Genomic DNA, 23,790 nt, shown 5'->3' on the forward strand with positions numbered 1-23,790 from the left:
TTCCCCTTATGATTCAGGTGGAAGTATACCATGGGCCTTTTGCAAAACCTGTCAAAACGGGGCCGGCTGTCCGAAAAAGTTTTCGACACGTTTTCCCAGAAGATTCATGCCCAGGCAGATGCTGCGGCTGATGCAGTCTGCCAGACGCATGACCACAGACAGCCGGACGCTCTGGAGCATCAGCGGGTCCCCGTTCCTCACAGAGCCTACGATACCGGTGATGAAAAGATCCCCTACCGCATCCAGGTCCTTACTGACGCCCAGCCCGGGCTTTAGGGGCCCCCGTCCCAGGGTCACATAGCCCACATGATCCGCGCTGCCCACCGACGCGTCCACAGCCACCACCAGGGCATCGGGACATTTTTCACGCAGCTGCTCCATACACGGCTCCAGGTTCATGGCATGGACCGGCTCCTCCAGTGTTCCCAGGACTCTGGCGTTTCTCATGCCCTTTTCCTTCAATTTATATCCGATCAGAGGTCCCAGGCTGTCTCCGGTGGACCGGTCCGTCCCGATGCACAGGAACAGGATCTCTGTTTTCCTTTTTTCCTGCATTCCCTCCAGGATCATCATCAGAAGGCGGCCCGCAAACTTTTCCGTCTCAAACCCGGCTTTCGTATTATAGTAATAAATCTCCTGCCTGCGAAATCTCATGCTCCTCTTCCTTTTCCTTCCTGGTCTTATACGCTATTATAGGCGGACATGGGGAGGAATATACAATAAAAAAGCGGAGGCAGAAATTTATCTGCCTCCCGCCGGAAGTTTTCGCTCTTACCACTCAAAGTGCATATAATCCTTGGTGGAAAACATAGCTCCCCATGTCCATCCATATTTTCCAAATGCCTTTACCACATCGCTGTCACGGCCGATGGAATACGGGTTTACGCCAGGCTCCCATTTATTTCCCACCAAGACCGTGCCGTCCATCCGCACCTGGGGATTCTGGTCCGGATTGATGTCGATGGCCATTCCCGCGCTGTGATAGCTGCCCAGCCCGTTGCCGCGCCAGCTGTAAGCGCCGATGCTCTGGATGGGGAACTGCTCCGGTCCATTGTAGATCTCTGTAAAAATGGCCTTCACCTCGTCCGCGATGCTGCTGAGGACCTGAACCTTATCTGTGCCAGCCGTCTTCTGGCCGTTTTTCAGCCTCCATACCGGGATCTCCACCCATACCATTTCTGCCTGGGCTGCCTCCGGCGTGGGATTTGCCGCGATCCGGTCATACTGTGCGTTTACCTGGTTCCAGCGCTCCTCTGTTCTGAGACTGTAATCCTGGTGCACAGCTGAGTAATGATATCCGGCTTTCTCTCCCTCTGACAGCTCCGGATCGTTCTCATACCAGTAAGGATCATATTCATAATCGAAAAGCCAGCCCCAGTCGTCATAGGAGCTTCCTCCTGTTCCGGAAGAATCTCCCCAGAAGGAACTGTCCCACGAGGAGCCGCTGTTTCCGCCAGAGGATCCGCTTCCACCGGCCTGGCTCTGGACATGGCCGTCCTTTACCCATGCGCCAATGCCGTTTACCTGGCTCCCGTCGGGCGTTCTGGTATTGGTCAGCACATACCCGTTGGAATCAAAATAGAAGCATTCCGAATATCCGTCATTGTCGCTGTCGATCCACTGCCATCCGTTCTTCGTACAGCTTCCATCATCGTTCTGATACCATCTGCCGCCCCCATCGGTCCTCCAGCTTCCGGCAAACGCCGTTGTGCTCATGGCCGCCGCCATGAGAGCCGCCATTGTCATCATCCGTACCGTATCCACTTTCATCCTTCTGCCTCCGTAGCTTTTACCTTTGTATTTTCATCCTCACTTTTACTGCGGTGTCCCCTGGCGGTCCCGGCTTTTGAACACAGTGACTGCCTCGCTGATATTTCTCGCCTCTCCGGCGCGGATAAAGCCCTCCAGGGCCTCCAGCCGCTCCATGGTCATAAATTCTTTTCCTATATAGGCTTCAAAATTCTCTGCTGTATACAATGTTTTTTCCTTCAGCTCCGTTCTCACGGCCTTAAGCTCCTCCACGGCCTTTGCCAGCTCTCCCTGAAGGCGGTCGATCTCCGGTTTGTTGCTTTCCATGATCTCATCCGAAAGGATCGTCTTTATGACTGTGTCAAAGGCTGCCAGGGCCTCCTTTTTCTTTTTATTGGTCTGGAGCAGGTCCTGGTCCAGCTGGGCGATCTCGTCGTCGAACTTTTCCAGGTTGTAGACCGCATCGTTTTTATCTCTGCGGATGGTCCTTGCAATGGCTTTCATCTGCTTTTTATTGGCCTGGATCCGGTTCCTTATGCTGCGTCCCTCCCGGAGGGCATCCATATGCTTCATCTTGGTGGAATTTCCTATCTTCACATAAACTCCGCCGAAGATCAGGATATCTGCCAGATAGATCAGGATCAGATACCAGGTCTTCCGTTCTGGGACCGCAAAATAAATGCCGCAGGGAACCGCCAGGAAAAATATCAGCAGCGCCAGGAGCAGGATCCCCATTTCCTTCAGGCCCCTGGTAAAATAAAGGGAATAGTATAAACCTCCGGCACAGTACCCCGGTACATGATTGGCCCGGAACAAGGTCCGGATCCGCCCCTTCAGCTCTTCGTTTTCCTTTGACAGGCTCTGGGTATCTTCGGCGATCCGGCCCTTTACGCCCTGGTTCCTCGCCTTTTCCCGCTTTGCCTTAACCTTTTTCAGCTGATCCTCCGTTTTTCCAATCTCCGCGTCATAGCTCCGGGCGATCTCCTCGCCGCGGGCCTTCACTGTTCTGGCAATGGTATCCGCCACAGCCTTTTCCCTGGTCCTCAGCTGGTCCTCCAGCGTCTTCTCGCTTTCCTCCAGACAGAGTTCCCTTTCTCTTAATTGTTCCAGTTCCTGTACAGCCTGCTTTGCACCGGCAAAAAAGGCAGTGTAATCCGTGATCGGCAATGCCATCTTTTGTCCTCCTGGATCGTTTGTTTTTGTTTCCGTGCGTCCTTATTGAACCGCAGGAACCTGCATACATATAGATTACTACATCTTTTCGGTTCGTACAAGGTAATATCATCAAAAAACACTTTAAAATCACCGGATCCCTTGTTATAATTGCCTGTATCACCATTGACATGGGCTCTTATTCCTGCCCGACGTAGAAAGGAGACCTTTTATGTTCCGTATGTGGGGAAAGCTCTGGAAGGACAATCATCTGCTCCGGGATACCGTGGCCGCCAACGGGGACTACTCCATGTCCCGCACTGCCATGGTCTTTCAGGCTTTGGATGAGATCTGCCGCGAATTTGACCTGGGCCAGCCCATCTGGCTGGATTCCAATATAAAAGACTTTAAGCTCCACGATAAGACCAGGTTCACAAGGGACAGCTTCATCGAGGAGATCGATTTTGATTACCTGGAGATCCATGTGATCGAAGAGTAGCCGGGAAGCAGCTTCCCGGAAAGCCTGGGACTGGCAGTTTTCCCGGGACCTGGTGAAAAAGAGGCTCATTTGCGGGCTTCTTCACCTGCGGTGGGACAAATGAAAAAATACTGGCGGCAGCTGCAGGAGATATTCCCCACAGGCTGACGCCAGTATTTTTTTATGCGTTCATGCTCCCGCTTACAGTCTCTTTAAAAGAGCTTCTCTGGCTTCCTCATATCCAGGCTTTCCAAGAAGGGCAAACATATTTTTCTTGTAGCTCTCCACGCCCGGCTGGTTGAACGGGTTCACACCCAGAAGATATCCGCTGACGCCGCAGGCAAATTCAAAGAAGTAGAAAAGCTGGCCAAGGCTGTATGCATCCTGGGACGGGATCTTTACCATAAGGTTGGGAACGTTTCCGTCGGTATGGGCCAGGATGGTGCCGTTCATGGCGCTCTTGTTGACGAAATCCACAGTCTGGCCTGCCAGATAATTCATTCCGTCTGTATCCACGTCCTCCTTCTGGAGCACGATCTCCGCCGGAGATTCCTCTACGCTTAATACTGTCTCAAACATGATACGGGCTCCGTCCTGGATAAACTGGCCCATGGAATGGAGGTCTGTGGTCAGATCCACGGCTGCCGGGAAGATACCGCGCTGGTCCTTGCCCTCGCTCTCGCCGTAAAGCTGCTTCCACCATTCAGAAACGTAATGCAGGCTGGGCTCATAGTTGGCCACGATCTCCACCTGCTTCCCTTTTCTTAAGAGGATATTGCGGACTGCGGCGTAAAGAAGGGCCGGGTTCTTTTCATATTCAGCTTCCAGAGCTGTCTTTCTGGCCGCTGCCGCGCCTTCCATTAACTGGTCGATGTCTGCGCCGCTGACTGCGATAGGCAGGAGTCCCACTGCCGTGAGAACGGAGAAACGGCCTCCCACATCGTCCGGTACTACGAAGGATTCATAGCCCTCTTCAGTGGCCAGGTTCTTTAAGGCTCCCTTCGCCTTGTCTGTTGTTGCGTAGATCCTCTTATTGGCCTCCTCCCTGCCGTACTTTTTGATCAGCATATCCTTGAACACGCGGAATGCAATGGCCGGTTCCGTTGTCGTACCGGATTTGGAGATGATATTGATGGAGAAATCTTTTCCTTCCAAAACATCCTGAAGGTCCTTGATATATTTGCTGCTGATGCTGTTGCCTACAAAATAGATCTCCGGAGTCTTTCTTTCTCCCTTGGGCAGCACATTATAAAAGCTGTGGGATAAAAATTCAATCGCCGCCCGGGCGCCCAGGTAAGAGCCTCCAATGCCGATCACCAGCAGCACATCGGAATCGCCCTTGATCTTTTCTGCCGCCTTTTTGATCCTGTCAAATTCGTCCTTATCATAATCCACCGGCAGATCGATCCATCCAAGGAAATCATTTCCGGCTCCGGTCTTTTCCGTAAGAACCTCTTTCGCCCCAAGAACGGCTTTCTTCATATTTACAATCTCTTCTTCACGGATAAAACCGGCTGTTTTGGAATAATCAAATACCAGTTCTCTGCTCATAGCCTCATTCTCCTTTTCTTGCGTGAGATAAATTTCATACATATGTTTTAATTATACCATTGAGTTAAAGCCTTGACAATCCTGCCGCCGGATTTTCTGACGGATTTTCCCATGTTCCTCCGGGAAAAATCTGCCCGGAGGACGTCATAAAGCCTCATAAAGCCTGGGGGCTGTTAAGCGCCTAAAGGCACACCGCAGGGTCTAAGGCCCGGCAGGATTCCTACGGACTTCCCGCCGGATCTCTCCGCCATGTACGCCTCTTATGTAAGATACTCCTGCAAAATATCTCCCAGCAGCTTCAGATCCTCCGGCTTCAGCTCCTTTTTGGCTCTCTGAAGCCCCTCCTTTTCTGTCTGCCCGGAGGATGGCTCCTCCCGCTTTCCTCCTTCTCGTCCAGCAGCAATCTGATCCAGGCTCTCCCTCAGATATTCAATGCTGCGCGCCAGCTCGTCCCCATTCCGGTCCTTGTCCCGTTCCTCCCTGGAGCTGCTCTCCCCGGATCCTTCTTCCTTCCGGTCCTCCCCCTTTTTCCTGGATAAAACAGAAAACCGGGCTCCAGTCCTCTCTCCCTGGGCGGCTCCATTTTTTTCCCCAGGCGCTCCCGCTGGTTTTTCTGTACGGGAATGGCCGGTCCTGTCACGCAGCTCTTCCTTTTCTTCCTTCAAGCCGGTCTCATTGCTGGCTGCGGTTTCCTCCACAGCCTTTAATCCCCTTCTTCCCAGATCCCTGAAGCCGGAACCTGCCGCCGGGACGATCCGGTTTTTCCTGTCTGCCCGTTCTCCCTCTGCTGCCTTATCCACATTTTTATAAAAATGCGGAGAGTTTTCCACATAATCCACCAGACAGTCCATCAGCTGCTGGCGTTTTACGCCAATGTTGACCCCGTTGTCCACCAGCACCATGAACAGCCCAGACAGGATCCCCATGGTCCCATAAAGCACGATATAATAGGAATCGCACCTGTACCAGTAGGACCCGAACGCAGCCACGCCGCCGATCAGAAAGCACAGGATCATGGTCTGCACGGAAAAATTGTCCCAGTCATCCAGAGAGATCTTCATAAAACGGAATCCGGAGACCTGTTTTTCTATGTACGCAGCCGGATTGCGGAGTCCATGGCTCAGAAGGAACATATTTTCCGTCTTCTGCTTCAGCGCCCTCAGATTCCGGTTCTTCGTCAACGCCATGTTTCCGGTTTCTTTTATTAATCTTTTGTAGAGGTTCCCTGTCACAAGCTTGCTTATGATTCCCAGCGCACATACGGCTGCCAGAACATAAAGCACTTTCCCAGTCTGTAAAAATTGTAACATAAAAAGCTCCCCTTTCTTCGTCCAGATGTTTCCAGATGATGGTTCCCATTATAACCACTTAGAAACTTTTTGAGAAGATTGAGAAGCCAAAAATCGTTCGTCAAATTCCGGGAAAATTCGGGGCTTAAGAGGTTGAGAAGCCTCTTAAGCCCTGTATTTTAAAGCTCTTCCAGCATTGCTGCCATAAGGCGGACCGAATGCTCCACGGCCTTTGCCTCAAACTCACTGTAATCCACATTCGCGCTGTCATCCGCCCTATCGGAAATGGCACGGACGATCAGATAAGGGATCTGGTTCAGATACGCCGCCTGGGCGATCGCCGCTCCCTCCATCTCCGTACAATAGGCGTCAAAGGTGTCCCGGATCCAGTTCTTCTTTTCACGGCTGTTAATAAACTGGTCGCCGCTGGCCACGCGGCCGCAGAAGGTCTGGATATCGGGATTGGCCCTCTGACAGCACCTGACGGCCACCTCCCTTAAATGGGCATCTGCCGGAAACTCCTTGATGCCCATCTGCGGGATCTCTCCCGGCTGATATCCAAAGCCTGCGGCATCCATATCGTGCTGGACCGCATCCGTGGCCAGGACGATATCCCCCACATTGACCTCATTTCTAAGAGAACCTGCAATTCCAGTATTTATGATCCCGCTCACATGATACCGGTTCACTAAAATCTGGCTGCAGAGGCCGGCGTTCACCTTGCCGATCCCGGAGCGGACCACGACCACAGCCTTTCCTTTAATGGTTCCCTGGTAAAATGTCATCCCTGCCACGGTCTGGGTCTCCGGATCTTCCATCATCTCACGGAGTTTTTTCACTTCCACATCCATTGCTCCAATAATTCCCAGCATCTTCCTTGTCCTCCTGTAAACTTTATACGTAGTAATTGTTGTAACCGTTCAGCCATGCAGAGATATTAACGGGAAAATGCGTTGAAAACTTGTTTTCATCAGCATTTTCCCGTTAATATCTCCATAGGGCAGACGCCCGGCGCTTCTTGTCCGCTGTAAGCAGACAAGAAGATGCATGGCTGAACTGTTATTAATTGTCCTTATTATACGGAATCAGATCTGGAAAATCAAGGCGGAGTTTGTTTTTGCAGGTTTGCCAGGAAAATCACAACAGTTCAGCAGGAATAGATTTCTTTGCTTGACAGGACGCCCCATGGCTGAGTATAATCGGATTTGCAGACAGTCATGGGAAATTTTTCATTCCCCTTATTTATATTCAGGAGGTATTTCCAATGGTTTATACGACCCAGGGCACATGTTCCCGCCAGATTACTTTTGATGTTGTAGACAACAAGCTGACCAATGTCCGCTTTCTCGGCGGCTGCTCCGGCAATACCCAGGGGGTTTCCAAGCTGGTAGAGGGCATGGATATCGACGAAGTGATTAAAAGAACCGACGGCATCCTTTGCGGCGCCCGCCCCACTTCTTGCCCCGATCAGCTCGCCAGGGCATTAAAGCAGTACAAAGCCCAGCAGAATTCCTAAACCAGGAAAGCTTTGCAGCATCTGACAATAAGGATTTAGAAATGTCAAAAGCCTGGAGTCCCATTTCTCCAGGCTTTTTCCAGTTCATTTTTCAGAGAGGGATTGTCATTCCGGCATGACCTTCCAAAACGCCAATCCCTTGTCCGTTCTGTTGATGAGAAATATATTTTTGTATTGTCGTATCGTAATGATCCCCATAGATCATCTCCCTTCAAAAATATGTATTTATATAATTAGGCCTAAATTATATACAGGATTAATTGGAATTAGTCTTTGGTGATGAGAACGCCGTGGGTTTCAGTTGCACAGCCCTCAATCTCATCTCCGATTTCTACCATGTGAAGGCCGCGGGCGCGGTAATATCTGTTGACGGGGAGACCTGTAATCGTAAAGGAATCCGTCATCATAGAAAGTTCCCCGCCCTCTTCCTCTTTGTTTTTTTCAAAAGTCCAAGAATCTATCTGATCCCAAGCTTCTGTTTTTTCATTCCATCTGTCCAAAAAAACTGTGTGTCGAATTCGATCTACATTCAAATGCGCAAGCGTATCAACGCTAATATAAATATTTCCATTCTTTTGATTCTTAATTTCTAGTATTCCTGTAGAAATGTATTCTCCTCGAATCTGGGATTGTATTCTGTCTATTGCCCATTCACTGCTCACAGGCAATAGCACACTTTCTCCATGGTTTCTTGGTGTAATTCCCGGACCTGTCTCCGAGGCAAACACAGTATTGGTCATAAAAATCAGCATTACAATTAACAGAAACAAGTTTTTTTTCATTTGTTTATCCTCCTTTACTATTGCTTATATTAATAATAACGGATAGATAGACGCATTTGTGACCATTTTTTAAAAATAATTTACATTTTTTATTATGCTTATAAAATCTTCTTTATCCATCTTCCCACTCAGCATATAGTAAGCATTTTCATAATAAAATTGTGCCTCATATTCTATATCACCATTCTCTAACTGATTTTCCCTTATTTCAACATCTTGATTCATCCACTCATTCTTCACAATCTCAGTTCTAAACATTCGATCTGATTTTGCGGTAAGAGAAGTCGTATTTATACTACATCCTTGTACAAAATATACTTTATTGCCTCTATAGCTAAATTGCAAAATAACCCTATCCTGACTTATCACAAGATTTTCCAGTAATAAATCTGAAGGAATATATCCCAATTTTAAAAGTTTGACATCTGACTCCTCTTCAATTTTTTTATAAGCTCGTTCTAACTCACTCATATCCATCTTGTTATTATCATTATCCAAAATCAAATCATAGCCCCTAAAAAAGTAATTCTTCTCCCCCACTGCCGTCACGCCCAGTGCTCCGACAAACACAGCCACCAGCGCGGCCACAAGAAATACTTTCTTCTTTCCAAACTTCCGTATCTTTTTCTTATTTTTATCCGTTCCATCTGCACCCATTCCGCCTCCGGCGGTATCCATACCAGGCACAGCCATATTGTCCTGTACCGCATCCTCAGACAGATTTTCCTTTTCCCGCTCTTCCCTCTCCATTTCCATGAACCGCCGGAACATACGCTCTTCGGCTCCGGGGAACTCTGAAGCATCCAGAGAAGCCTCCGCTTCTTCCAGCTCCTTTAAAAGCTGCTCGTCGGTTGCCCCATATGCTGTCTGAAGACATTTTTTCAGTTTTTCATCTTCCTGTCTTTCTTTGTCTGTCATGACTCTGACCCCTTTGCTTTCCATTGGCGATTTCTTTTTTGGGGTTGACAATTCTTCCCCAATCGTTACTATTAAAATAGCTGTGACTGTCTGACGCTGTATCCCAGACATCCGGCAGCCATAAAACAATCAATGTGCATGAAAAATCCATGGAGGCAATGATTTATGAAAACCATTATACTCACCGGCGGCGGCACTGCCGGTCATGTTACCCCAAATCTGGCTCTGATCCCTTCCCTGAAGGAGGCCGGATATGAGATCCGCTATATTGGCTCCTACAATGGGATCGAACGAAAGCTGATCGAAAACGCAGGGATTCCCTATGATGGTATTTCTTCCGGAAAGCTGCGCCGTTATTTCGATCTTAAAAACTTTTCCGATCCTTTCCGCGTCCTGAAAGGATACGGGGAGGCACGGAAGCTCATTAAAAAATATAAACCGGACGTACTTTTTTCCAAAGGCGGCTTTGTTGCGGTTCCTGTGGTCCTGGCAGCAAAGCATTATCATGTTCCCACTATTATCCATGAATCCGATATGACTCCGGGTCTTGCCAATAAGCTTTGCATTCCCTCAGCAAAAAAGGTCTGCTGTAACTTCCCGGAAACCCTTAAGTATCTTCCCGAGGATAAGGCGGTGCTTACCGGATCTCCGATCCGCGCCGAGCTGCTGAAAGGGGACCGTCTGGCCGGTCTCCAGTATACCCATCTTTCAGCAGCCAGGCCGATCATCCTGGTCATCGGCGGCAGCCTTGGCTCCGTAAAGGTAAACCAGGCTGTACGCAGCATTCTCCCGCAGCTCCTGGAGAAATTCCAGGTGATCCACATATGCGGAAAGGGGAACCTGGACGAATCCCTCATCGGCACAGCCGGTTATGTCCAGTATGAATACGTTGACAGTCCCTTAAAGCACCTTTTTGCGGCTGCCGATCTGATCGTATCCCGTGCAGGCGCCAACTCCATCTGCGAGATCCTGGCTTTAAGGAAACCCAATGTCCTGATCCCTCTGTCTGCTGCCGCCAGCCGGGGCGATCAGATCCTCAATGCCCGGTCCTTTGCTGGCCAGGGATTCTCTGAGGTCCTTGAAGAGGAACAGATGACCGATGATACTCTGTTAAACGCCATCACGGATACCTATGAAAACCGGCGTAAGTTCGCAGAGGCCATGGAAAAAAGCCACCTGAACAATGCCGTTCATACTATTATGGAACTGATCCAGGCCGTCCAGTAAGGCTGCAGACGCTACTGGAACTGTTCCCACAGCCCCTTCAGCTTTTCTTTTAAACACTTTCTGGCTCTTGAAATCCTGGAACGACAGACCTCCTCCGTGATTCCAAGAGCCCTGCTTATTTCTGGGATAGAACGTTCTTCAATAAAATACATCCTCACCGGCTCTCTCCAGATATCCTTCAGGCCGTCGATCGTATCGCGGATATATTGGCAGTTTTCATTGCTGACTACCGTTTTGTCCACTGCATTGCCAGCACGATAGCTGATCTTATCCAGCTCTGTCTCACAATCCTCAATGGCGGCGATATCCGTCGGAGCCGCTTTTCTGTGATAATCCATGCATTTATTGTATACAATCCTGACCAGCACCTTTTTTATTTCTGGCTCTGTCATCTTTTCTAGGTAACCGCCCTTATAACAAGACCAGAATGATGCCATTACGATATCTTCCACATCATCATATGGAACGCCCTGTTTTCCGGCAAAGCTCATGAACACCCTTGAATACTTTTCCATTAGCTTTTGCAGCAGTTCAATGCTATTCTGCGGCATATCTTCTCCCTAAGTAAACCATCCCTTATAAGGCCGCTTCAATCCTTGCTGCCGTCTCTGCCAGTTCCTCTGAAGCCATTTTTCCCGGCTCCCAGGTCACCATTTCCGGTCCTCCTGCGTAACGGGGAATCACGTGTACATGGAAATGAAAGACCGTCTGTCCCGCTTCCGCTCCGTTATTCTGGACCAGATTAAATCCGGCACAGCCAAGTGCATCCTTCATCGCTGCCCCGATTTTAGCTGCCAGCGGAAGGACCCTGGCCGCCACCTTCTCGTCCAGTTCGCAGACGTCCTTAAAATGTTCCTTGGGAAGGATCAGGGCATGCCCTCTGGATGCCGGTCCCAGATCAAGGATCACACGAAAATCCTCATCCTCGTAGATCGTAGCCGATGGAATCTCACCATTGGCAATTTTACAAAAAATACAATCCTTATCTTTCATTCCAAACTCCTCCATCATCCATTTTTTTCTTTGGTTTTCGATATAAAAGGATCCCCAGAAGGATTCCCAGGATCAATCCGGCCACATGGGCTGCATTATCTACACCCGAACTGGTGAGCCCCATATACAGGGAAAGAACGATCATAACGGCTAACTGCTTCGTCTGCAGATCCTCCAGACGTCCCTTATTGACAGCCACCGCATAAAACAGTCCGCCGATCACTCCAAAGATCGCCCCTGATGCTCCGGCAGATACCACCATAGGGTCATTATTTCCTATCATCATGGAGATCCAGTTGGCTCCGATCCCGCTGAACAGGTACAGGATCAGATATTTTACATGTCCCAGGGCCCTTTCCAGGTTATCTCCCAGAGCAAACAGAACGATCATGTTATTCACCAGGTGGCTGATTCCAAAATGCATGAACATGGCCGTCAGAAGACGGTAATATTCCCCGTCTTCTATGACTGCCGCCTTCAGCATTGCCCCTTTTGTATACATAAAATATGCATCCTCAGAGGATCCGGCCGCTTCCAGGTATAAAAAAACCAGAGCGTTCACCGCCATCAGTATCCAGTTTATATATGACTTTTTCCTGGCGGTATCTTCCATTCCCTCAGCCCTTTCCTGCCGTCATAATATCATACCTTTTACAGTCCCGCAATGGAACGTAACTGGATAAGCCTAGTCCATAATACCCAGGCCCCTCGCCACAATCGTGATAAAATCCTGAACATTGGTCACCATGGTAGTGGCTGACAGGCTTCCTCTGTCCAGAAGCTTATTGACTACAAATTCGTCTGCATCTACTGTATAAAGATACAGCGGCCGTATGGTGCCATCTTCCAGGACCCTGAACGACGGCGTCATATTGCCTGTGGCAATGGTATGAAGCATGGTAGCCAGACAGATAACACAGGTGGATTTTTTTACAAGCTGTCTCATGGCCCTCTGGCCTGCATAAGCGTCTCCAATCACCTCCGGCATCGGACCGTCATCACGGATCGATCCCGTCAGTACAAAAGGAACCTGCTTCTTTACACAGCTGTATATGATCCCATTGTCGATTTTGTAATCTTCAATGAACTGGGGGATCGATCCGCTCCTGCGGACCCGGTTGATCACGTCCAGATGGTTATAATGGCCATTGGGCATGGAAACCTGGGTATAGATATCCTGTCCCAGGGCCGTATGGAGGAGAGCCCCCTCCAGATCATGGGTCGCCAACGCATTTCCGGCCATCAGTCCATGGGCATACCCATTCTCCACAAGCGCCTGCATCGCTTTTCTGGCATTATGATCAAAGGAAAATGCCGGTCCCATGACCCATAAGATATTTCCATGCTCCTTCTCATATTTCAAGAGCTCCAGGAGATTATCGTAATCTCTGGCATAAGACGTTTCTCTGCTGCGCCCCTGTCGGAACACGAACTTTTCCTTTTCAGACGTTTCTTCGGTCTCAAAGCCTGTATTATGGACATAAATTCCCTCCTGGCACTGTTCGCTGCGGCCCAGGATCACCTTCTGCCCTTGTTTCAGGTTTCTGTTTTCCACCACCTCCAGGTGTCCATCCTCACAGATCACCACGCTGGAATCCATGCGGCTTTCTTCCGCCAGCACCCACTGGCCGCCGATCTTAAAATATTCCGGATACATGGATGTACTGTGGAAATATTCCGGTGCAACTCCATCTTTTTCCACAAGCTCCCATTTTACCTCTGGCGCGCTCACAAACTGAGGGAGCGAAAAGTCCGGGTGATGGTATTCTGGTAATTTGAATGGCATGTCATTCCTCCTCTCGCCCGCTTCACGCGGATATATTTTTTTCATTATATCATAAATCCCTATTCTTTTGGTGCACATTGGAATTATAAAATGAAAATTTTTAGTCCGCCGCCCGCATGCTCTGCGTATCTGGTTCCGAGAAAGGACGATCACTCGGGTCTTACCGGAACCGGAACCTTCTTCCAGCGATCTCCACTTCGCTGCCCGACTCAAGGCTGCACGTCTCATTGGCCTCCAGAAGTCTTCCATTTACTTTTGTTCCATTAGTAGAATTCAGGTCTGTAATGGTATAGGCTCCGTCCTTCTCTTCTATTTTTACATGAAGCCGGCTGACGCCCGGCTCATTCAGACAAAAATCTGCCATTTCCCGGCTTTTCCCGATCAGGAATGGAAAATATGTCAGAGGGATCTCCAAATTTCCGGAAAACGCTGTCAGCTTCCGGCTTTCTATTTCCAAAGGCCTGGCTGCCAGAAGGATCGTCTGGAACTCCTCTTCCTTTTCTTCCCTCTGTTCTGCAGCAGGCCGGCTGGAAATTCTCCCCGCATCCGCCTCCTCTTCCCTAAAATATACCTCCCATGGTTCTGTCTTTTCCCGGTCCTCCCCCTCTGGACCACGCTCCTCCTGCCGCCTGGAATCCGCCTTTCCTTTCCCAGTTCCGGCCTTCACCCCCGACAACAGAAACACTTCCACCGCCAAAAGGACCATCTCTGCAGCCCCAAGAATCCATTTATACTGAAACAGGCCATGGATTCCAAAAAGAGCAGCTGCAGCCGCCGGAAGAACTGCCATAAGTATTCCGACGGCTATGGCAACTGTCTTTAAGACCCTATCCCTCTCCCCTCCCCTTCCATGGTCTGATCCGCAGACCCTTGAAGAGGATTTTTCTGTCCTTCTCTCCTTCATCCATTCCCCAGATTCCCGCTCTCCGTTTTCTGTATCCATTTTCCAAAGATCCTGTCTTTTTTCCTCCTCCGTTCCGGTCTGCCCGCCTGTACGGTTCCTGGAGACCTCTTTTTCTTCCGCTTCGCCGTTTTTTCCAGCCTCTGACTCTGCCCTGGCCTTTTCCAGACACTTTCCGATCTCCTCAAGTCCGAAATTCTCTTTTCTGGACTCACGGAAAATGGCAAATGCCAGCACCACGGCCTCCCCGTCCCTGTGGTCCACGTGATCCAGCAGATATTGAGACAGTTCGCGGAATCCCTGGGAAAAATCCCATCTGCCACCAGGTACCAGGCAGAACGAGCATTGGAAGGAATCCGGATCCACATAGATCATTTCCGGGGTCAGATCCATGGATTTTTCGTCTAAAAGGTACCTCTCTGTCTGCTTCAGAGAAAATAAAAAATCTGCCGCCAGCCGTTCCAGTTCTTTTCCCCTTAAATTCCTGTGCTCCAGGATCCTCCCCAGCGGCTGTCTGGACGTAACATCATAATAGAACCACCGCTCCCCATCCACCTGCTTTTCTCGAAATGGAAGAAAGCCCGGGATCCTGTTTTCTGTCAGCATCCGCACCGTATATTCTTCATTTTTCTCCGGTCCCGGCTTCAGGACCATATAATTCCGGTTCATTTCCCGTCTGAACTCCACTTCCCCCATCATCCTGGCCATTCCCCATTTCTGTCAGGGCCGCTGTCCTCCGTAAAAATAGCTCCGGACGGAACGCTCCCCTTTCTATTTCCAGCGCCCACGCTCCAGCAGACGCATATCCCGAAATCTTTCCTGTTTTTCTTTTAAGCCTGGCGCTGTATTTCCCCAGCCAGAGCCTGGGATTTCCCTGTTCCTCTGCCTGCCCGGTAAAATAAGTATCCTCTTTCTTTTCATCCCTGTTATAGGAGGCCCGTTCCAGAGCCTCTTCCAGGATCATAGAACCGGTTATCTCATCATGGATCGTATAGGCCTCTTTTATGGTCATTCCCATAACCATAAAGACCAGACCAAGGACCAGCGCCGCCTCCACCGTAAAGCTGGCCGCAAGCCGCCGTTCTTTTTTCAGGAAAGCACCAGCCAGAGTCCCACTGGAAGCAGAAAGGGGAGGAACGGAAGCCTTTTCTGCCGGACGCCGACACCTCCGATGAAGGATGCGGCCATATATGCAAGGCTGTACACACTGCAAAAAATGAGCCCCGATAAAAAAAGCATAAAATTTTCTGTTGGCTCCAGAAAAAAACCGGTCACAATAAAAAACCATCCGTCTCCCTCCCCGATCCCTCCATCCGTGATCTGTCCCAGTATCAGAAGAAAGATCCCTACCGCTGCTGATGACAGCAGCCCAAGTACACTGCGCCCGGAAAGCAATGAAACGGCTGCGCCAAGGCTCCCTGCCGCCGCCAGGAACCCCTGCCCCACGGTCCTGCTCCGGAGATCCTGCCAGACCGCCCACACCAGAAATATCAGAAATATCCATTTTCCCATTCAGTTAACCGCCTCCCTCTGCTTTCTTTCTGGATGCACAGTAAGAGCATACGCCCAGGTGTCCCACATCCTCCAGATCCACTTTCCGGACGTAGGAGACCATGGAGCTGCAGGCCCGGTTAAAATGATAATGCCCGCCTCCTGCGGTCACATACACCGTCCGGTCCCCATGCCCGGAGTCCGCACACCGGGAGCAGGGGCGGTAACGCTCTCCGAACTGGTTTGTCATTTTTTCTGCCTGATTTAAGGATACAGCTTCATATGCATTGGAAATATAATGGCAGTCCCTATACAAGTGGTACCTGCCCATACCTGCTCCCACATACACGGCATGTCCGTTTCCCTCACCGGCTTCTGTCGTATGCTCTCCCGACTCCGTCAGCTTTCCTTCCAGACCGATCCATCCCCTCCTTCTGGAAGCTGCCTTCATGGTAATTCCCTGTCTGTATACAGGAAAGAATGGGATCCTTTCCGTATATTCCACTTCCAGGCAGATATTTCCCGATGGATCCGGAGCCTTTGCATCCTTCACAGTCACATGGTCCACAAGCTTTTCTGCTTTTCCCTGGATCCACAGTCCGGCTGCTGCTCCAGAAAGAAGCTCCACATATCCACTGGATAGACCGCCTTCCCCGTCCACAGCTCCACCTGCGGAGCCGGATCCATTTCCAGTCCCCTCACCGCTCCCAGGTTCCAGCTCCTTCAGATACACAGCCTGACTTAATTCTTCGCTAAAGCATTCCAGCGCCGTCTGGACCTGTCTCTGCCGGTCCAGCCACCGCACAGGCTCCATGAGCGCAGCTGCAAAAAACAGCCAGAGCGGAAGACAAAGGGCGGCTTCCACCGTCATACTGGCAGAGACGCGCCGGGAATGTCCGGAGATGAATGGCAGTACCCTCTTTCCCAGGATAAAAACAATATTTATTAAGGGGAGAATGCAAGGTACTTGGAGAGACATTGCACACTGGTAATGCAATTTGGATTTTAGAAATGTGCCTTTCAGCATATGAGAATAACAATCTGAAAAAGAGGGCACCGCCATTCACCTCCGTTCTTAATATGCCCAGGCTGTTTCCACAGTCTGCCAGTACTCATCCTTCATAAGAAACAAATGCTGTTGGGATATCTCTGTGCGGATCTCCACCTCACAGGCACAGGCATCCGTCGAAAAGTCCTTCTGTTTTTTTCTTACATTCCACTGGATCACATCCATCATCCTGTAATTTCTCACAGCCTTATCCTCCAGGAACAGCAGGATCCTGATATAATCCTCATATCCGCTGCCGGAAGCTTCCATATCCGGCCTCCCCTCCAGAAACTCCATGGCCAGCAGCCCGTCCAGACTCAGATGCCATGTGCTGTCCGTTTTCCAGAATCCGGTCTTCCCGCCGTCCAGAAGCCCACGCACATCCCAGACGGCCTCTCCCAGAGCCCAGAGGCTTAAGATCAGAAAACCGATGATCAGTCCTGCCGCCGCATTTCCTCCGGAAACCGCTGCTGCCAGGCCGTCTGCCTGGGCTTTCTTATCTGCCGCATTAAGGAGATACAAAAGGTTCATGGCCGCCCGGATCATAAGGAGCTGTTCCACGGTCTTGGCCAGGTTATCCCGGTCAGAGCCTTTTCCGCAGAGAAGATATTCCTGTTCATAATCCAGGGCCTGATCCGCCAGCTCCTCACGGCTTTCGCTTTTTTTCAGAAAGGAGTCAAAATACAGGAGTATGTATTCGTTCACCAGAAGCTGGGCTGCCAGCCCGTTGGACTCTGTTTTTTCTTCAGACTGTTCTTTTGAAGGACCATTCTGTCCGGCTCTGACTCTTTTTTCTGAAAGCTTTACTCCCTTTGGTATTACCAGCTTCAGAAGGTCTCCGCTCAGCATCTCCTCCAGCCGGTCCAGAGCGCTGGATTTTTCCTGGTCCACAGGCTCCTGCACTGCTGCTTCCGGTATCTGGACCATATCCATAAGCTCCTGGATCTGATCCCAGTCCGGCCCCGTCTCATCTTCTTCCCCATTTTCCTCATGCTCCCCATCTCCTCCTTCCTCCAGAAGCTCTGAAATTTCCTCCAGACGGACAGCCTCCGCCTCCAGCTGATCTTTCATCTCCTGACAGCGCCCCTGAAATTCCCTGGCGGCCTCTTCCACACTCTGATACGCCGCCAGCTCCATATCCATGGTTTCCGACGCCTGCGGCTCCATCCCTTCCCTTCTTTCTTCCCCTCTGGCAGACCGGCTGTCCTCAGAAAGAGCCTCCACCTCCTTTTGATACCGATCCGCCAGAGCAGGAAACTTTCCGATCTTTTTCAAAAGTCTCTTTATTTCCGTTTCCATTTTTCCAGCCCTTTCATCCGCAGCCGCCTCTGCTGCCCGTATCCTTGACCGCTCCATATCCTCCAGCGCAGCCTCCACCTCCCTCCTGACCTTTTCAAGCCGCCTTGTATGCCTTCCGGCCTGGCGGCATACCTTAAATACAGTCCTGAAGTCTCCTGCCCGGGAAGCGTCCCTTGCGCTCTCCGCGACCCCGGACAGATCTCCGGCAATATCCGGCAGGCGGTACCGGGCATAGGAGAGGATCCCGTCCTCCAGAGGCTTTCCTGCATGGTCCTGCATATTCAGAATGGCTGTGACCTCCCGGCTCTTCCGCTTCATCGGATACAGGTTCTCCTGTTCCAGATAAAAATCCAGATACGTATCGAAGGAACGCCCAATGGCCTCTGGAGACTCATACTCCAGGAACAAAAGATGGTACATATCCCACAGATTCCGGTTATACTGGCTCATAACAGAGGCCATGGCTGAATTGGCGGCCATCGTAAGGTACAGTCTGGCTCCCGCCGTCCGGGCCGATTCCAGAAGTCCCATAAAAAGCGACAGGATACACACCAGCGTAAGGCTCAGAAACACAGTGATCTCTCCCCTTTTTTTCATGATCAGTACACCTCTTTTGACTGCTTGCTGATCTCCGAAAAAATATTGTTCAAAAGCTGATTGATCTGTTTTTTAAAGATGATCACCAATCCGATCAGTACCACCATAAAATCCAGTACCTGCCCCGGAATGCTTGAAAATACTTGTTTTATCTTTCACATCACTCCGATGTGTAAATTATTTTTCTTTTTAATTTAGTAAAAAAGCAGACTCTTGGATATCCTCTTGTCCAAAAGTCTGCTCTCTTACTTTATGTAAAATTATCTATTTTCTTTCAACCTCTGATTTTCCTCTTCTAGTAATTCTATCTGCAGCTCTAGCTCTTTAATTCGTCTCTTGTATAAAATCATTTGTCTTTTCAGCTGTTTATTAACTTCCTCAGTTGCTCTATCAAAAATTGCCTTTTTAGGATTATAACATTCCCCCTGCTTCAACTGTGCATCTTCTACCATTTGTTTGGCCTGTAAATTTCTATAAAAATAACTTCTATCAACTCCTGCATATTTTGCCAATGTAGTAATCGAGATCCTCTCCTTTCTTCGGAGCATCGCATCAATCTCTCTCTGAATAATTTCTAAATTCTCTTTTTCTTGTTGTTTCTTGAGACCTACGATTTTATCATACTTCATTTAACATCACTCACACCTTTCTGTTGCCTTCGCAAAGTATCTAACTCTGATTCCAGCTTTTGATTTTCCGCTTTCAATTTTATAATTTCAATTCTCATAGCTAACAACTTTTCCTTATACTCATCAAGGAGTTCCGCTTCGTCTATGTTCATTTTATAGCTTTGATTTTGAATATCAACAGCTTTATGTACTTCTTCTTTGATTTTTTCATTTCTGTAGAAAAACGAGTTAGATAATCCTGTTCTTTTGCATAATCCGGAAACTGTAATCCTTTCACCCTCATTACGCATTCTTTGAATTTCTTCCATTGCTAGTTTTACTTTTTGCCTACTTTTCTCCTGGCTCATTTCGATGATTTTATTTGCTTTCATCTTTAATCACAACCTTTATAGTTTTTTCAACAACGCAATCTCCTTTCGATCCAACCGTTTCTTCAATGTGTCCACCTCTTTTTGAAGTATACTGCACTTTTGGAGAAGCTGCTCATTTTCAACCTTTAACCTTTGATTCTCTGACTGACAGCTGGTAAAATCCTTCTTCAATTCCTGAAAATTATAACCCACAACATTTGTTTCTTCAGATGGCTGCTGTACATCTATCCGCCGTGGCAGTTTGACAGCTTCCTCAAGTCTCTGACGGACTTGCATATTCTTATAAAAAAATCCTCTTGATAAACCTGTCCAACGAACCAATTCTGTTACAGATATCGGCATCCCTCTGGCACTCATATCATCGATTGCCCGAATCGCCTTTTTTATTTTCTGCTCACTCTCAGCTTTGTTAACAGCTATCATCTTATCATATTTCATACCCATCCCACTCCTTTACCACATCCATTAAAATCATATCGATTTTCTCTCTGACGGCCCTCGTTTCATCCGCCATTATCTTGTTCCCAATCTTTCGGTAATGATGTACACTTTGTAATGTTTTATGCCCCAAAAGCCTTGCGATCATCCAGTCGTCGATATGCATTTCTGTCAGCTTTTTCCCATAACAATGTCGGAATGTATGTGTTCCAAAATTCAGCAGTTCTCCATTCTCATCCCGAATATCATTTTTCCTAATCATTTGCATGACTCGATTTTGGAGCATGCTATACTGAAATGGTTTCGATGGATCATCTTTTTTTACAAAAATATATTTTGTCTTTCCATAATGTTCCTCGGTATAATCAATTGACTTTATAATAAGCTGTGCTATTTCATCACTAATTGCTTTTTCAAATGTAATTGATTTTACCTGCTCGATTCGTATAAAATATCGATTTTCTCTTATACTCAAACAGTCTGTTTTTAGTGTAAGCGTATCCGAAATTCGTGTTCCCAGCAGCTGATGAAGGATTAACGCCCTCGCTATTTGTTCATCCATCTGAAAAATGTTTTCATTCAGCTTCTTTATGGTTTCGTCCGAATAAAACTTAAATAGATATCTTGGCGTGCTGGGAAAATCTGTACTTATAAATAGGTTTTTGATATCCTGCCTATCATAATGATTTCCCACATCTTCAACTACCCTTCGTAGACCATATAAATCAGAGCGATAATTTTTCCTTTCCTTTGCCTCTGTCTGAAGATAGATCAAATAGCTTTCCATAATATCCCGTGTCAAATCTAGTAATGATATAATCTTAGGATACCTTAATTCCAGATATCTACAAAATCTTTTAGTCGCTACCACCTCAGCCATAATACTTCCTATTGCCATATATTTCAAATGCATAAAAATTACTGTTTTAACTTCTTTTCGGATTGTTATTTGACTAATTCCTTTAAAATTTATAGTCTTTACATTCTTTATCGGGTTGCTGCGGAGAGGAAATTCAAACTTGTCCAATTCCCACACATCTCTCTCCTGTTCTAAGCACCCCCCATCTTTCTGAGAATACCTCAGAATTTTCTTCATATGCTTTATTATGCCAGGTGTTTCTGTTGCTACAATTTCATAAACGCTTCGATACTTCTTACTTGTAAGGGCATATCCCTTTTCCATCATCCAACTCTTTAGCTGCAAAATAATCTTATTCTCGTCTTCATATCTCAGGATTTTAATATTCTTTTCTATAAGAAAATTCCGGATATTATTAAAATATAATATTTCAGATGCCAAACTACTTGGAGCAAGTTTCTTTCCCCTTTCCCAGACAAAATCTTCTAGGAGCTTTCTTACTTCTTCTGACGGAAGTCCCTCCAAGTCGAAGTAACGGTCTTTCCGAACCCTCATTCTCTTTTTTTGTTCTTCAGTCGCATTTTTATAGCAGTCTAATTCATAGATATGTATCTTATTTTCCAGTTTTTTCACCCCGTTTCTTTGGAATAATTCCAGTTGCAAGAAGATTTTCTGCCTGATTGAAATATTCCTTATTCGCCTGTTCGATCCGTTTAGGCATGTAGTCTATATACTGCTTTGTCATATTTTCATTGTTATGCCCTAAATAATCCCGAATCGTCTGAATGGACACTCCTTCATCATAGAAACTACTTGCCAATGTATGCCTGTAATCATGCGTCTTGAATGTTTCGCCCGAAATATGTATTCCATACTTCTTACAATTTGCTTTGAAGCCCTTAACAAATGTACCAGTCCTATATGCCCCGCCATCCTTTGATTTAAACAGGAAATCGGTAGGTTTAATATGATGCTTATTTATATAAATTTTCATAATTTGATAAAGCACCAATGAAATTGGTATCATTTTTTCCGCTTTCATTTTGATTTGATAAACCTTAATCCATGCATCTTCCCCATCCCAATAATATGCACCTCCTCCTAATATATAAGTGTAGGATTTCAGTACCCAACAGCCAGTTGGGTCTTAATCCACTCATTGTTTAAGCTGTATAATGATTAGGCATCGGTCTGACGACACCTCCTAGGACCATGAGCGTCCGTATGAAAGCCAGTCAGCCAGCCTGTCATTGCAGCCGTTCGATTTATGCAGGTTGAACTACCGCAGTACGTTCGTTTGATACCCCAGGAGATGGAATCGGCAATGAGAAAAGCTGGAATCCATGCAACTATACTTTTGGAGGTACATAAAAATGTACAATGCAGTTGGTATTGATGTTTCAAAAGGGAAGAGCACCGTTACAGTCCTGCAGCCTGGCGGCACTGTGATCCGTAAACCCTTTGACGTTTCCCACACTTCCCAAAACCTGAATGAACTTGCTGCGTATCTGGACTCGTTGGATGGCGATACCAGAATCGTTATGGAATGTACGGGCAGATACCATGAGCCTATCCTGAAGGCTCTCTCTGAAGCCGGCTTGTTTGTCTCCGTAGTAAATCCTCATCTGATCAAAAACTTCGGCAGCAACTCCCTGCGCAAGGTCAAATCCGACCCGGCAGACGCCAGGAAGATCGCACGCTATACGCTTGACAACTGGGCGGAATTGCGCCAATATTCAGGTATGGATAACACACGTACTCAGTTAAAAACTTTGAATTCACAATTCAGCTTCTTCATGAAGCAGAAGGTTGCCGTGAAAGCAAACCTTATCGCACTCCTAGATAATACTTATCCTGGTGTGAACAAGCTCTTTGACAGCCCTGTCCGTGAAGACGGGAGTGAAAAATGGGTGGATTACGCTTATTCTTTCTGGCATGTGGATTGTGTCCGTGGGATTGGTCTGAAAGCCTTCACAGAGCGCTACCAGGCTTTCTGTAAAAGACACCACTACATCTTCCAGGCAGACAAGCCAGAGAAGCTGTTTAACGCCTCGAAAGAGCTGGCAGCTGTCTTTCCCAAGGAGAAAACCTATAAGTTGCTGATCCAGCAGAGCATCCAGCAGTTAAACCTTGCCTCCGGGCATGTGGAACGGCTCCGCAGGGAAATGAATGAACTGGCATCCACACTCCCTGAATACAGCACAGTAATGGGCATCTATGGCGTGGGGAGGACCTATGGCCCACAGCTCATCGCCGAGATCGGCGATGTGTCCAGGTTCACCCACAGGGAAGCGCTGACTGCCTTTGCCGGCGTTGATCCCGGTGTAGATGAATCCGGCCAGCACAAATCCAAGAGCAACCGTGCCTCCAAAGTTGGTTCTGCAAGACTGCGCAAGACCTTGTTCCAGATCATGACGACCTTGCTGCAGAATGCCCCGGAAGATGACCCGGTGTATCGTTTCCTTGATAAAAAACGATCCCAGGGAAAGCCATACTATGTCTACATGACAGCTGGAGCGAATAAGTTCCTGCGTATCTACTATGGCAAAGTCAAAGAGTGTCTGCGTAACTTAGAGCAGGAATCATAACATCTGTTTTTCATACCACCTCTTTCAAAGCCGGCATTCATGGTGGCTTAAAAGTTGTACCCTAAAATATCAAATCGGATTTTTGAAATTTTCTTCAAAAAACACTTGACTTTTTATTAGCAGGCTTT

Annotated in this window: 26 protein-coding genes and 1 pseudogene; 4 read left to right on the forward strand and 23 right to left on the reverse strand. The window is 48.0% G+C overall.

Annotated features, from left to right (window positions below):
- Nucleotides 1-51: 51 nt before the first annotated feature.
- The 3 genes from yyaC to OCV69_RS09020 all read right to left on the reverse strand — a co-directional run bounded on the left by yyaC (nucleotide 52) and on the right by OCV69_RS09020 (nucleotide 2,922).
- Nucleotides 52-654 carry a spore protease YyaC gene (gene yyaC / locus OCV69_RS09010; protein ID WP_158358725.1) on the reverse strand — a complete coding sequence of 201 codons (603 nt, stop codon included), beginning with the start codon at nucleotides 652-654 and terminating at the stop codon, nucleotides 52-54.
- Nucleotides 655-771: 117 nt separating this feature from the next.
- Nucleotides 772-1,770 (reverse strand): M15 family metallopeptidase, encoded by a 999-nt coding sequence (locus OCV69_RS09015; protein ID WP_262563067.1) that lies wholly within the window; start codon nucleotides 1,768-1,770, stop codon nucleotides 772-774.
- Nucleotides 1,771-1,815: 45 nt separating this feature from the next.
- Nucleotides 1,816-2,922 carry a hypothetical protein gene (locus OCV69_RS09020; protein WP_158358724.1) on the reverse strand — a complete coding sequence of 369 codons (1,107 nt, stop codon included), beginning with the start codon at nucleotides 2,920-2,922 and terminating at the stop codon, nucleotides 1,816-1,818.
- A gap of 211 nt (nucleotides 2,923-3,133) precedes the next feature.
- Here OCV69_RS09020 and OCV69_RS09025 point away from each other — a divergent pair, with 211 nt between their 5' ends.
- Nucleotides 3,134-3,400, forward strand: coding sequence for a hypothetical protein (locus OCV69_RS09025; RefSeq protein WP_022272123.1), 267 nt, complete (start codon nucleotides 3,134-3,136; stop codon nucleotides 3,398-3,400).
- A gap of 180 nt (nucleotides 3,401-3,580) precedes the next feature.
- On the opposite strand, the gene OCV69_RS09030 is transcribed toward OCV69_RS09025, so the two are convergent.
- The 3 genes from OCV69_RS09030 to OCV69_RS09040 all read right to left on the reverse strand — a co-directional run bounded on the left by OCV69_RS09030 (nucleotide 3,581) and on the right by OCV69_RS09040 (nucleotide 7,091).
- Nucleotides 3,581-4,930: a glucose-6-phosphate isomerase gene (locus OCV69_RS09030; protein WP_158358723.1), complete on the reverse strand. Its 1,350-nt coding sequence runs from the start codon at nucleotides 4,928-4,930 to the stop codon at nucleotides 3,581-3,583.
- A gap of 260 nt (nucleotides 4,931-5,190) precedes the next feature.
- On the reverse strand, nucleotides 5,191-6,240 hold the full coding sequence (locus tag OCV69_RS09035; RefSeq protein WP_158358722.1) for a hypothetical protein: 1,050 nt from the start codon (nucleotides 6,238-6,240) through the stop codon (nucleotides 5,191-5,193).
- A gap of 158 nt (nucleotides 6,241-6,398) precedes the next feature.
- Nucleotides 6,399-7,091 carry a 5'-methylthioadenosine/adenosylhomocysteine nucleosidase gene (locus OCV69_RS09040; protein ID WP_158358721.1) on the reverse strand — a complete coding sequence of 231 codons (693 nt, stop codon included), beginning with the start codon at nucleotides 7,089-7,091 and terminating at the stop codon, nucleotides 6,399-6,401.
- 392 nt (nucleotides 7,092-7,483) lie between these two features.
- Here OCV69_RS09040 and OCV69_RS09045 point away from each other — a divergent pair, with 392 nt between their 5' ends.
- The gene (locus OCV69_RS09045; protein ID WP_022272119.1) at nucleotides 7,484-7,735 is read left to right on the forward strand and encodes a TIGR03905 family TSCPD domain-containing protein; all 252 of its coding nucleotides are present in this window, start codon (nucleotides 7,484-7,486) and stop codon (nucleotides 7,733-7,735) included.
- 266 nt (nucleotides 7,736-8,001) lie between these two features.
- On the opposite strand, the gene OCV69_RS09050 is transcribed toward OCV69_RS09045, so the two are convergent.
- Together OCV69_RS09050 and OCV69_RS09055 are read right to left on the reverse strand one after the other, a co-directional pair.
- Nucleotides 8,002-8,517: a DUF6147 family protein gene (locus tag OCV69_RS09050; RefSeq protein WP_158358720.1), complete on the reverse strand. Its 516-nt coding sequence runs from the start codon at nucleotides 8,515-8,517 to the stop codon at nucleotides 8,002-8,004.
- Nucleotides 8,518-8,586: 69 nt separating this feature from the next.
- A complete protein-coding gene (locus tag OCV69_RS09055; RefSeq protein ID WP_262563068.1) occupies nucleotides 8,587-9,435 on the reverse strand; it encodes a DUF4367 domain-containing protein in 849 nt (282 codons plus the stop codon).
- 165 nt (nucleotides 9,436-9,600) lie between these two features.
- Here OCV69_RS09055 and OCV69_RS09060 point away from each other — a divergent pair, with 165 nt between their 5' ends.
- A complete protein-coding gene (locus OCV69_RS09060) occupies nucleotides 9,601-10,662 on the forward strand; it encodes an undecaprenyldiphospho-muramoylpentapeptide beta-N-acetylglucosaminyltransferase (protein WP_158358718.1) in 1,062 nt (353 codons plus the stop codon).
- Nucleotides 10,663-10,673: 11 nt separating this feature from the next.
- On the opposite strand, the gene OCV69_RS09065 is transcribed toward OCV69_RS09060, so the two are convergent.
- The 15 genes and pseudogenes from OCV69_RS09065 to OCV69_RS09135 form a co-directional block, all read right to left on the reverse strand.
- Nucleotides 10,674-11,213 carry an RNA polymerase sigma factor gene (locus OCV69_RS09065; RefSeq protein WP_158358717.1) on the reverse strand — a complete coding sequence of 180 codons (540 nt, stop codon included), beginning with the start codon at nucleotides 11,211-11,213 and terminating at the stop codon, nucleotides 10,674-10,676.
- 25 nt (nucleotides 11,214-11,238) lie between these two features.
- Nucleotides 11,239-11,655, reverse strand: a complete 417-nt coding sequence (locus OCV69_RS09070; RefSeq protein WP_158358716.1) for an HIT family protein — start codon at nucleotides 11,653-11,655, stop codon at nucleotides 11,239-11,241.
- Entirely contained in the window at nucleotides 11,645-12,268 is a 624-nt protein-coding gene (locus OCV69_RS09075) for a rhomboid family intramembrane serine protease (RefSeq protein WP_158358715.1), read from the reverse strand. Before OCV69_RS09075 ends, OCV69_RS09070 begins: the two co-directional genes overlap by 11 nt.
- A gap of 72 nt (nucleotides 12,269-12,340) precedes the next feature.
- Complete coding sequence (locus OCV69_RS09080) at nucleotides 12,341-13,441, reverse strand: putative NPN-dependent ornithine cyclodeaminase (RefSeq protein WP_158358714.1); 1,101 nt, start codon at nucleotides 13,439-13,441, stop codon at nucleotides 12,341-12,343.
- A 160-nt stretch (nucleotides 13,442-13,601) separates the two neighbouring features.
- Nucleotides 13,602-15,041, reverse strand: coding sequence for an FHA domain-containing protein (locus OCV69_RS09085; protein ID WP_262563069.1), 1,440 nt, complete (start codon nucleotides 15,039-15,041; stop codon nucleotides 13,602-13,604).
- On the reverse strand, nucleotides 14,965-15,399 hold the full coding sequence (locus OCV69_RS09090; RefSeq protein WP_158358712.1) for a hypothetical protein: 435 nt from the start codon (nucleotides 15,397-15,399) through the stop codon (nucleotides 14,965-14,967). Before OCV69_RS09090 ends, OCV69_RS09085 begins: the two co-directional genes overlap by 77 nt.
- A gap of 32 nt (nucleotides 15,400-15,431) precedes the next feature.
- Nucleotides 15,432-15,854 carry a prepilin peptidase gene (locus OCV69_RS09095; RefSeq protein WP_022272596.1) on the reverse strand — a complete coding sequence of 141 codons (423 nt, stop codon included), beginning with the start codon at nucleotides 15,852-15,854 and terminating at the stop codon, nucleotides 15,432-15,434.
- A gap of 4 nt (nucleotides 15,855-15,858) precedes the next feature.
- A complete protein-coding gene (locus tag OCV69_RS09100) occupies nucleotides 15,859-16,704 on the reverse strand; it encodes a pilus assembly protein (RefSeq protein WP_158358711.1) in 846 nt (281 codons plus the stop codon).
- Nucleotides 16,705-16,908: 204 nt separating this feature from the next.
- Nucleotides 16,909-18,777, reverse strand: coding sequence for a DUF5702 domain-containing protein (locus OCV69_RS09105; protein WP_158358710.1), 1,869 nt, complete (start codon nucleotides 18,775-18,777; stop codon nucleotides 16,909-16,911).
- A 2-nt stretch (nucleotides 18,778-18,779) separates the two neighbouring features.
- A pseudogene (locus tag OCV69_RS17010) lies at nucleotides 18,780-18,884 on the reverse strand (Flp1 family type IVb pilin); the annotation flags it as partial.
- Between the two features lie 153 nt (nucleotides 18,885-19,037).
- Nucleotides 19,038-19,406, reverse strand: coding sequence for a DUF6262 family protein (locus tag OCV69_RS09115; protein ID WP_055650664.1), 369 nt, complete (start codon nucleotides 19,404-19,406; stop codon nucleotides 19,038-19,040).
- Nucleotides 19,403-19,777 carry a DUF6262 family protein gene (locus OCV69_RS09120; protein WP_055650663.1) on the reverse strand — a complete coding sequence of 125 codons (375 nt, stop codon included), beginning with the start codon at nucleotides 19,775-19,777 and terminating at the stop codon, nucleotides 19,403-19,405. Before OCV69_RS09120 ends, OCV69_RS09115 begins: the two co-directional genes overlap by 4 nt.
- Before the next feature lie 15 nt (nucleotides 19,778-19,792).
- Nucleotides 19,793-20,215 carry a DUF6262 family protein gene (locus tag OCV69_RS09125; RefSeq protein WP_158358708.1) on the reverse strand — a complete coding sequence of 141 codons (423 nt, stop codon included), beginning with the start codon at nucleotides 20,213-20,215 and terminating at the stop codon, nucleotides 19,793-19,795.
- The gene (locus OCV69_RS09130; RefSeq protein ID WP_055650661.1) at nucleotides 20,205-21,707 is read right to left on the reverse strand and encodes a site-specific integrase; all 1,503 of its coding nucleotides are present in this window, start codon (nucleotides 21,705-21,707) and stop codon (nucleotides 20,205-20,207) included. Before OCV69_RS09130 ends, OCV69_RS09125 begins: the two co-directional genes overlap by 11 nt.
- The gene (locus OCV69_RS09135; protein ID WP_317258418.1) at nucleotides 21,688-22,200 is read right to left on the reverse strand and encodes a tyrosine-type recombinase/integrase; all 513 of its coding nucleotides are present in this window, start codon (nucleotides 22,198-22,200) and stop codon (nucleotides 21,688-21,690) included. The genes OCV69_RS09130 and OCV69_RS09135 overlap by 20 nt, the downstream gene beginning before the upstream one ends.
- Nucleotides 22,201-22,447: 247 nt before the next feature.
- On the opposite strand from OCV69_RS09135, the gene OCV69_RS09140 reads away from it, so the two are divergent.
- Nucleotides 22,448-23,662, forward strand: a complete 1,215-nt coding sequence (locus tag OCV69_RS09140; protein WP_158358707.1) for an IS110 family RNA-guided transposase — start codon at nucleotides 22,448-22,450, stop codon at nucleotides 23,660-23,662.
- Nucleotides 23,663-23,790: the final 128 nt, after the last annotated feature.

The sequence above is a fragment of the Alitiscatomonas aceti genome (assembly GCF_025567195.1).
In the GTDB taxonomy this organism is placed as follows: domain Bacteria; phylum Bacillota; class Clostridia; order Lachnospirales; family Lachnospiraceae; genus Alitiscatomonas; species Alitiscatomonas aceti.

What these genes read in the sequence shown, in the direction of transcription:
- OCV69_RS09120 (WP_055650663.1), bottom strand. Translation starts at nt 19,777, where the DNA reads ATGAAAGCAAATAAAATCATCGAAATGAGCCAGGAGAAAAGTAGGCAA.
- OCV69_RS09040 (WP_158358721.1), bottom strand. Translation starts at nt 7,091, where the DNA reads ATGCTGGGAATTATTGGAGCAATGGATGTGGAAGTGAAAAAACTCCGT.
- OCV69_RS09105 (WP_158358710.1), bottom strand. Translation starts at nt 18,777, where the DNA reads ATGAAAAAAAGGGGAGAGATCACTGTGTTTCTGAGCCTTACGCTGGTG.
- OCV69_RS09085 (WP_262563069.1), bottom strand. Translation starts at nt 15,041, where the DNA reads ATGATGGGGGAAGTGGAGTTCAGACGGGAAATGAACCGGAATTATATG.
- OCV69_RS09060 (WP_158358718.1), top strand. Translation starts at nt 9,601, where the DNA reads ATGAAAACCATTATACTCACCGGCGGCGGCACTGCCGGTCATGTTACC.
- OCV69_RS09030 (WP_158358723.1), bottom strand. Translation starts at nt 4,930, where the DNA reads ATGAGCAGAGAACTGGTATTTGATTATTCCAAAACAGCCGGTTTTATC.
- OCV69_RS09100 (WP_158358711.1), bottom strand. Translation starts at nt 16,704, where the DNA reads ATGACGGTGGAAGCCGCCCTTTGTCTTCCGCTCTGGCTGTTTTTTGCA.
- OCV69_RS09050 (WP_158358720.1), bottom strand. Translation starts at nt 8,517, where the DNA reads ATGAAAAAAAACTTGTTTCTGTTAATTGTAATGCTGATTTTTATGACC.
- OCV69_RS09065 (WP_158358717.1), bottom strand. Translation starts at nt 11,213, where the DNA reads ATGCCGCAGAATAGCATTGAACTGCTGCAAAAGCTAATGGAAAAGTAT.
- OCV69_RS09055 (WP_262563068.1), bottom strand. Translation starts at nt 9,435, where the DNA reads ATGACAGACAAAGAAAGACAGGAAGATGAAAAACTGAAAAAATGTCTT.
- yyaC (WP_158358725.1), bottom strand. Translation starts at nt 654, where the DNA reads ATGAGATTTCGCAGGCAGGAGATTTATTACTATAATACGAAAGCCGGG.
- OCV69_RS09075 (WP_158358715.1), bottom strand. Translation starts at nt 12,268, where the DNA reads ATGGAAGATACCGCCAGGAAAAAGTCATATATAAACTGGATACTGATG.
- OCV69_RS09045 (WP_022272119.1), top strand. Translation starts at nt 7,484, where the DNA reads ATGGTTTATACGACCCAGGGCACATGTTCCCGCCAGATTACTTTTGAT.
- OCV69_RS09025 (WP_022272123.1), top strand. Translation starts at nt 3,134, where the DNA reads ATGTTCCGTATGTGGGGAAAGCTCTGGAAGGACAATCATCTGCTCCGG.
- OCV69_RS09125 (WP_158358708.1), bottom strand. Translation starts at nt 20,215, where the DNA reads ATGAAATATGATAAGATGATAGCTGTTAACAAAGCTGAGAGTGAGCAG.
- OCV69_RS09140 (WP_158358707.1), top strand. Translation starts at nt 22,448, where the DNA reads ATGTACAATGCAGTTGGTATTGATGTTTCAAAAGGGAAGAGCACCGTT.
- OCV69_RS09035 (WP_158358722.1), bottom strand. Translation starts at nt 6,240, where the DNA reads ATGTTACAATTTTTACAGACTGGGAAAGTGCTTTATGTTCTGGCAGCC.
- OCV69_RS09080 (WP_158358714.1), bottom strand. Translation starts at nt 13,441, where the DNA reads ATGCCATTCAAATTACCAGAATACCATCACCCGGACTTTTCGCTCCCT.
- OCV69_RS09015 (WP_262563067.1), bottom strand. Translation starts at nt 1,770, where the DNA reads ATGAAAGTGGATACGGTACGGATGATGACAATGGCGGCTCTCATGGCG.
- OCV69_RS09095 (WP_022272596.1), bottom strand. Translation starts at nt 15,854, where the DNA reads ATGGGAAAATGGATATTTCTGATATTTCTGGTGTGGGCGGTCTGGCAG.
- OCV69_RS09070 (WP_158358716.1), bottom strand. Translation starts at nt 11,655, where the DNA reads ATGAAAGATAAGGATTGTATTTTTTGTAAAATTGCCAATGGTGAGATT.
- OCV69_RS09115 (WP_055650664.1), bottom strand. Translation starts at nt 19,406, where the DNA reads ATGAAGTATGATAAAATCGTAGGTCTCAAGAAACAACAAGAAAAAGAG.
- OCV69_RS09020 (WP_158358724.1), bottom strand. Translation starts at nt 2,922, where the DNA reads ATGGCATTGCCGATCACGGATTACACTGCCTTTTTTGCCGGTGCAAAG.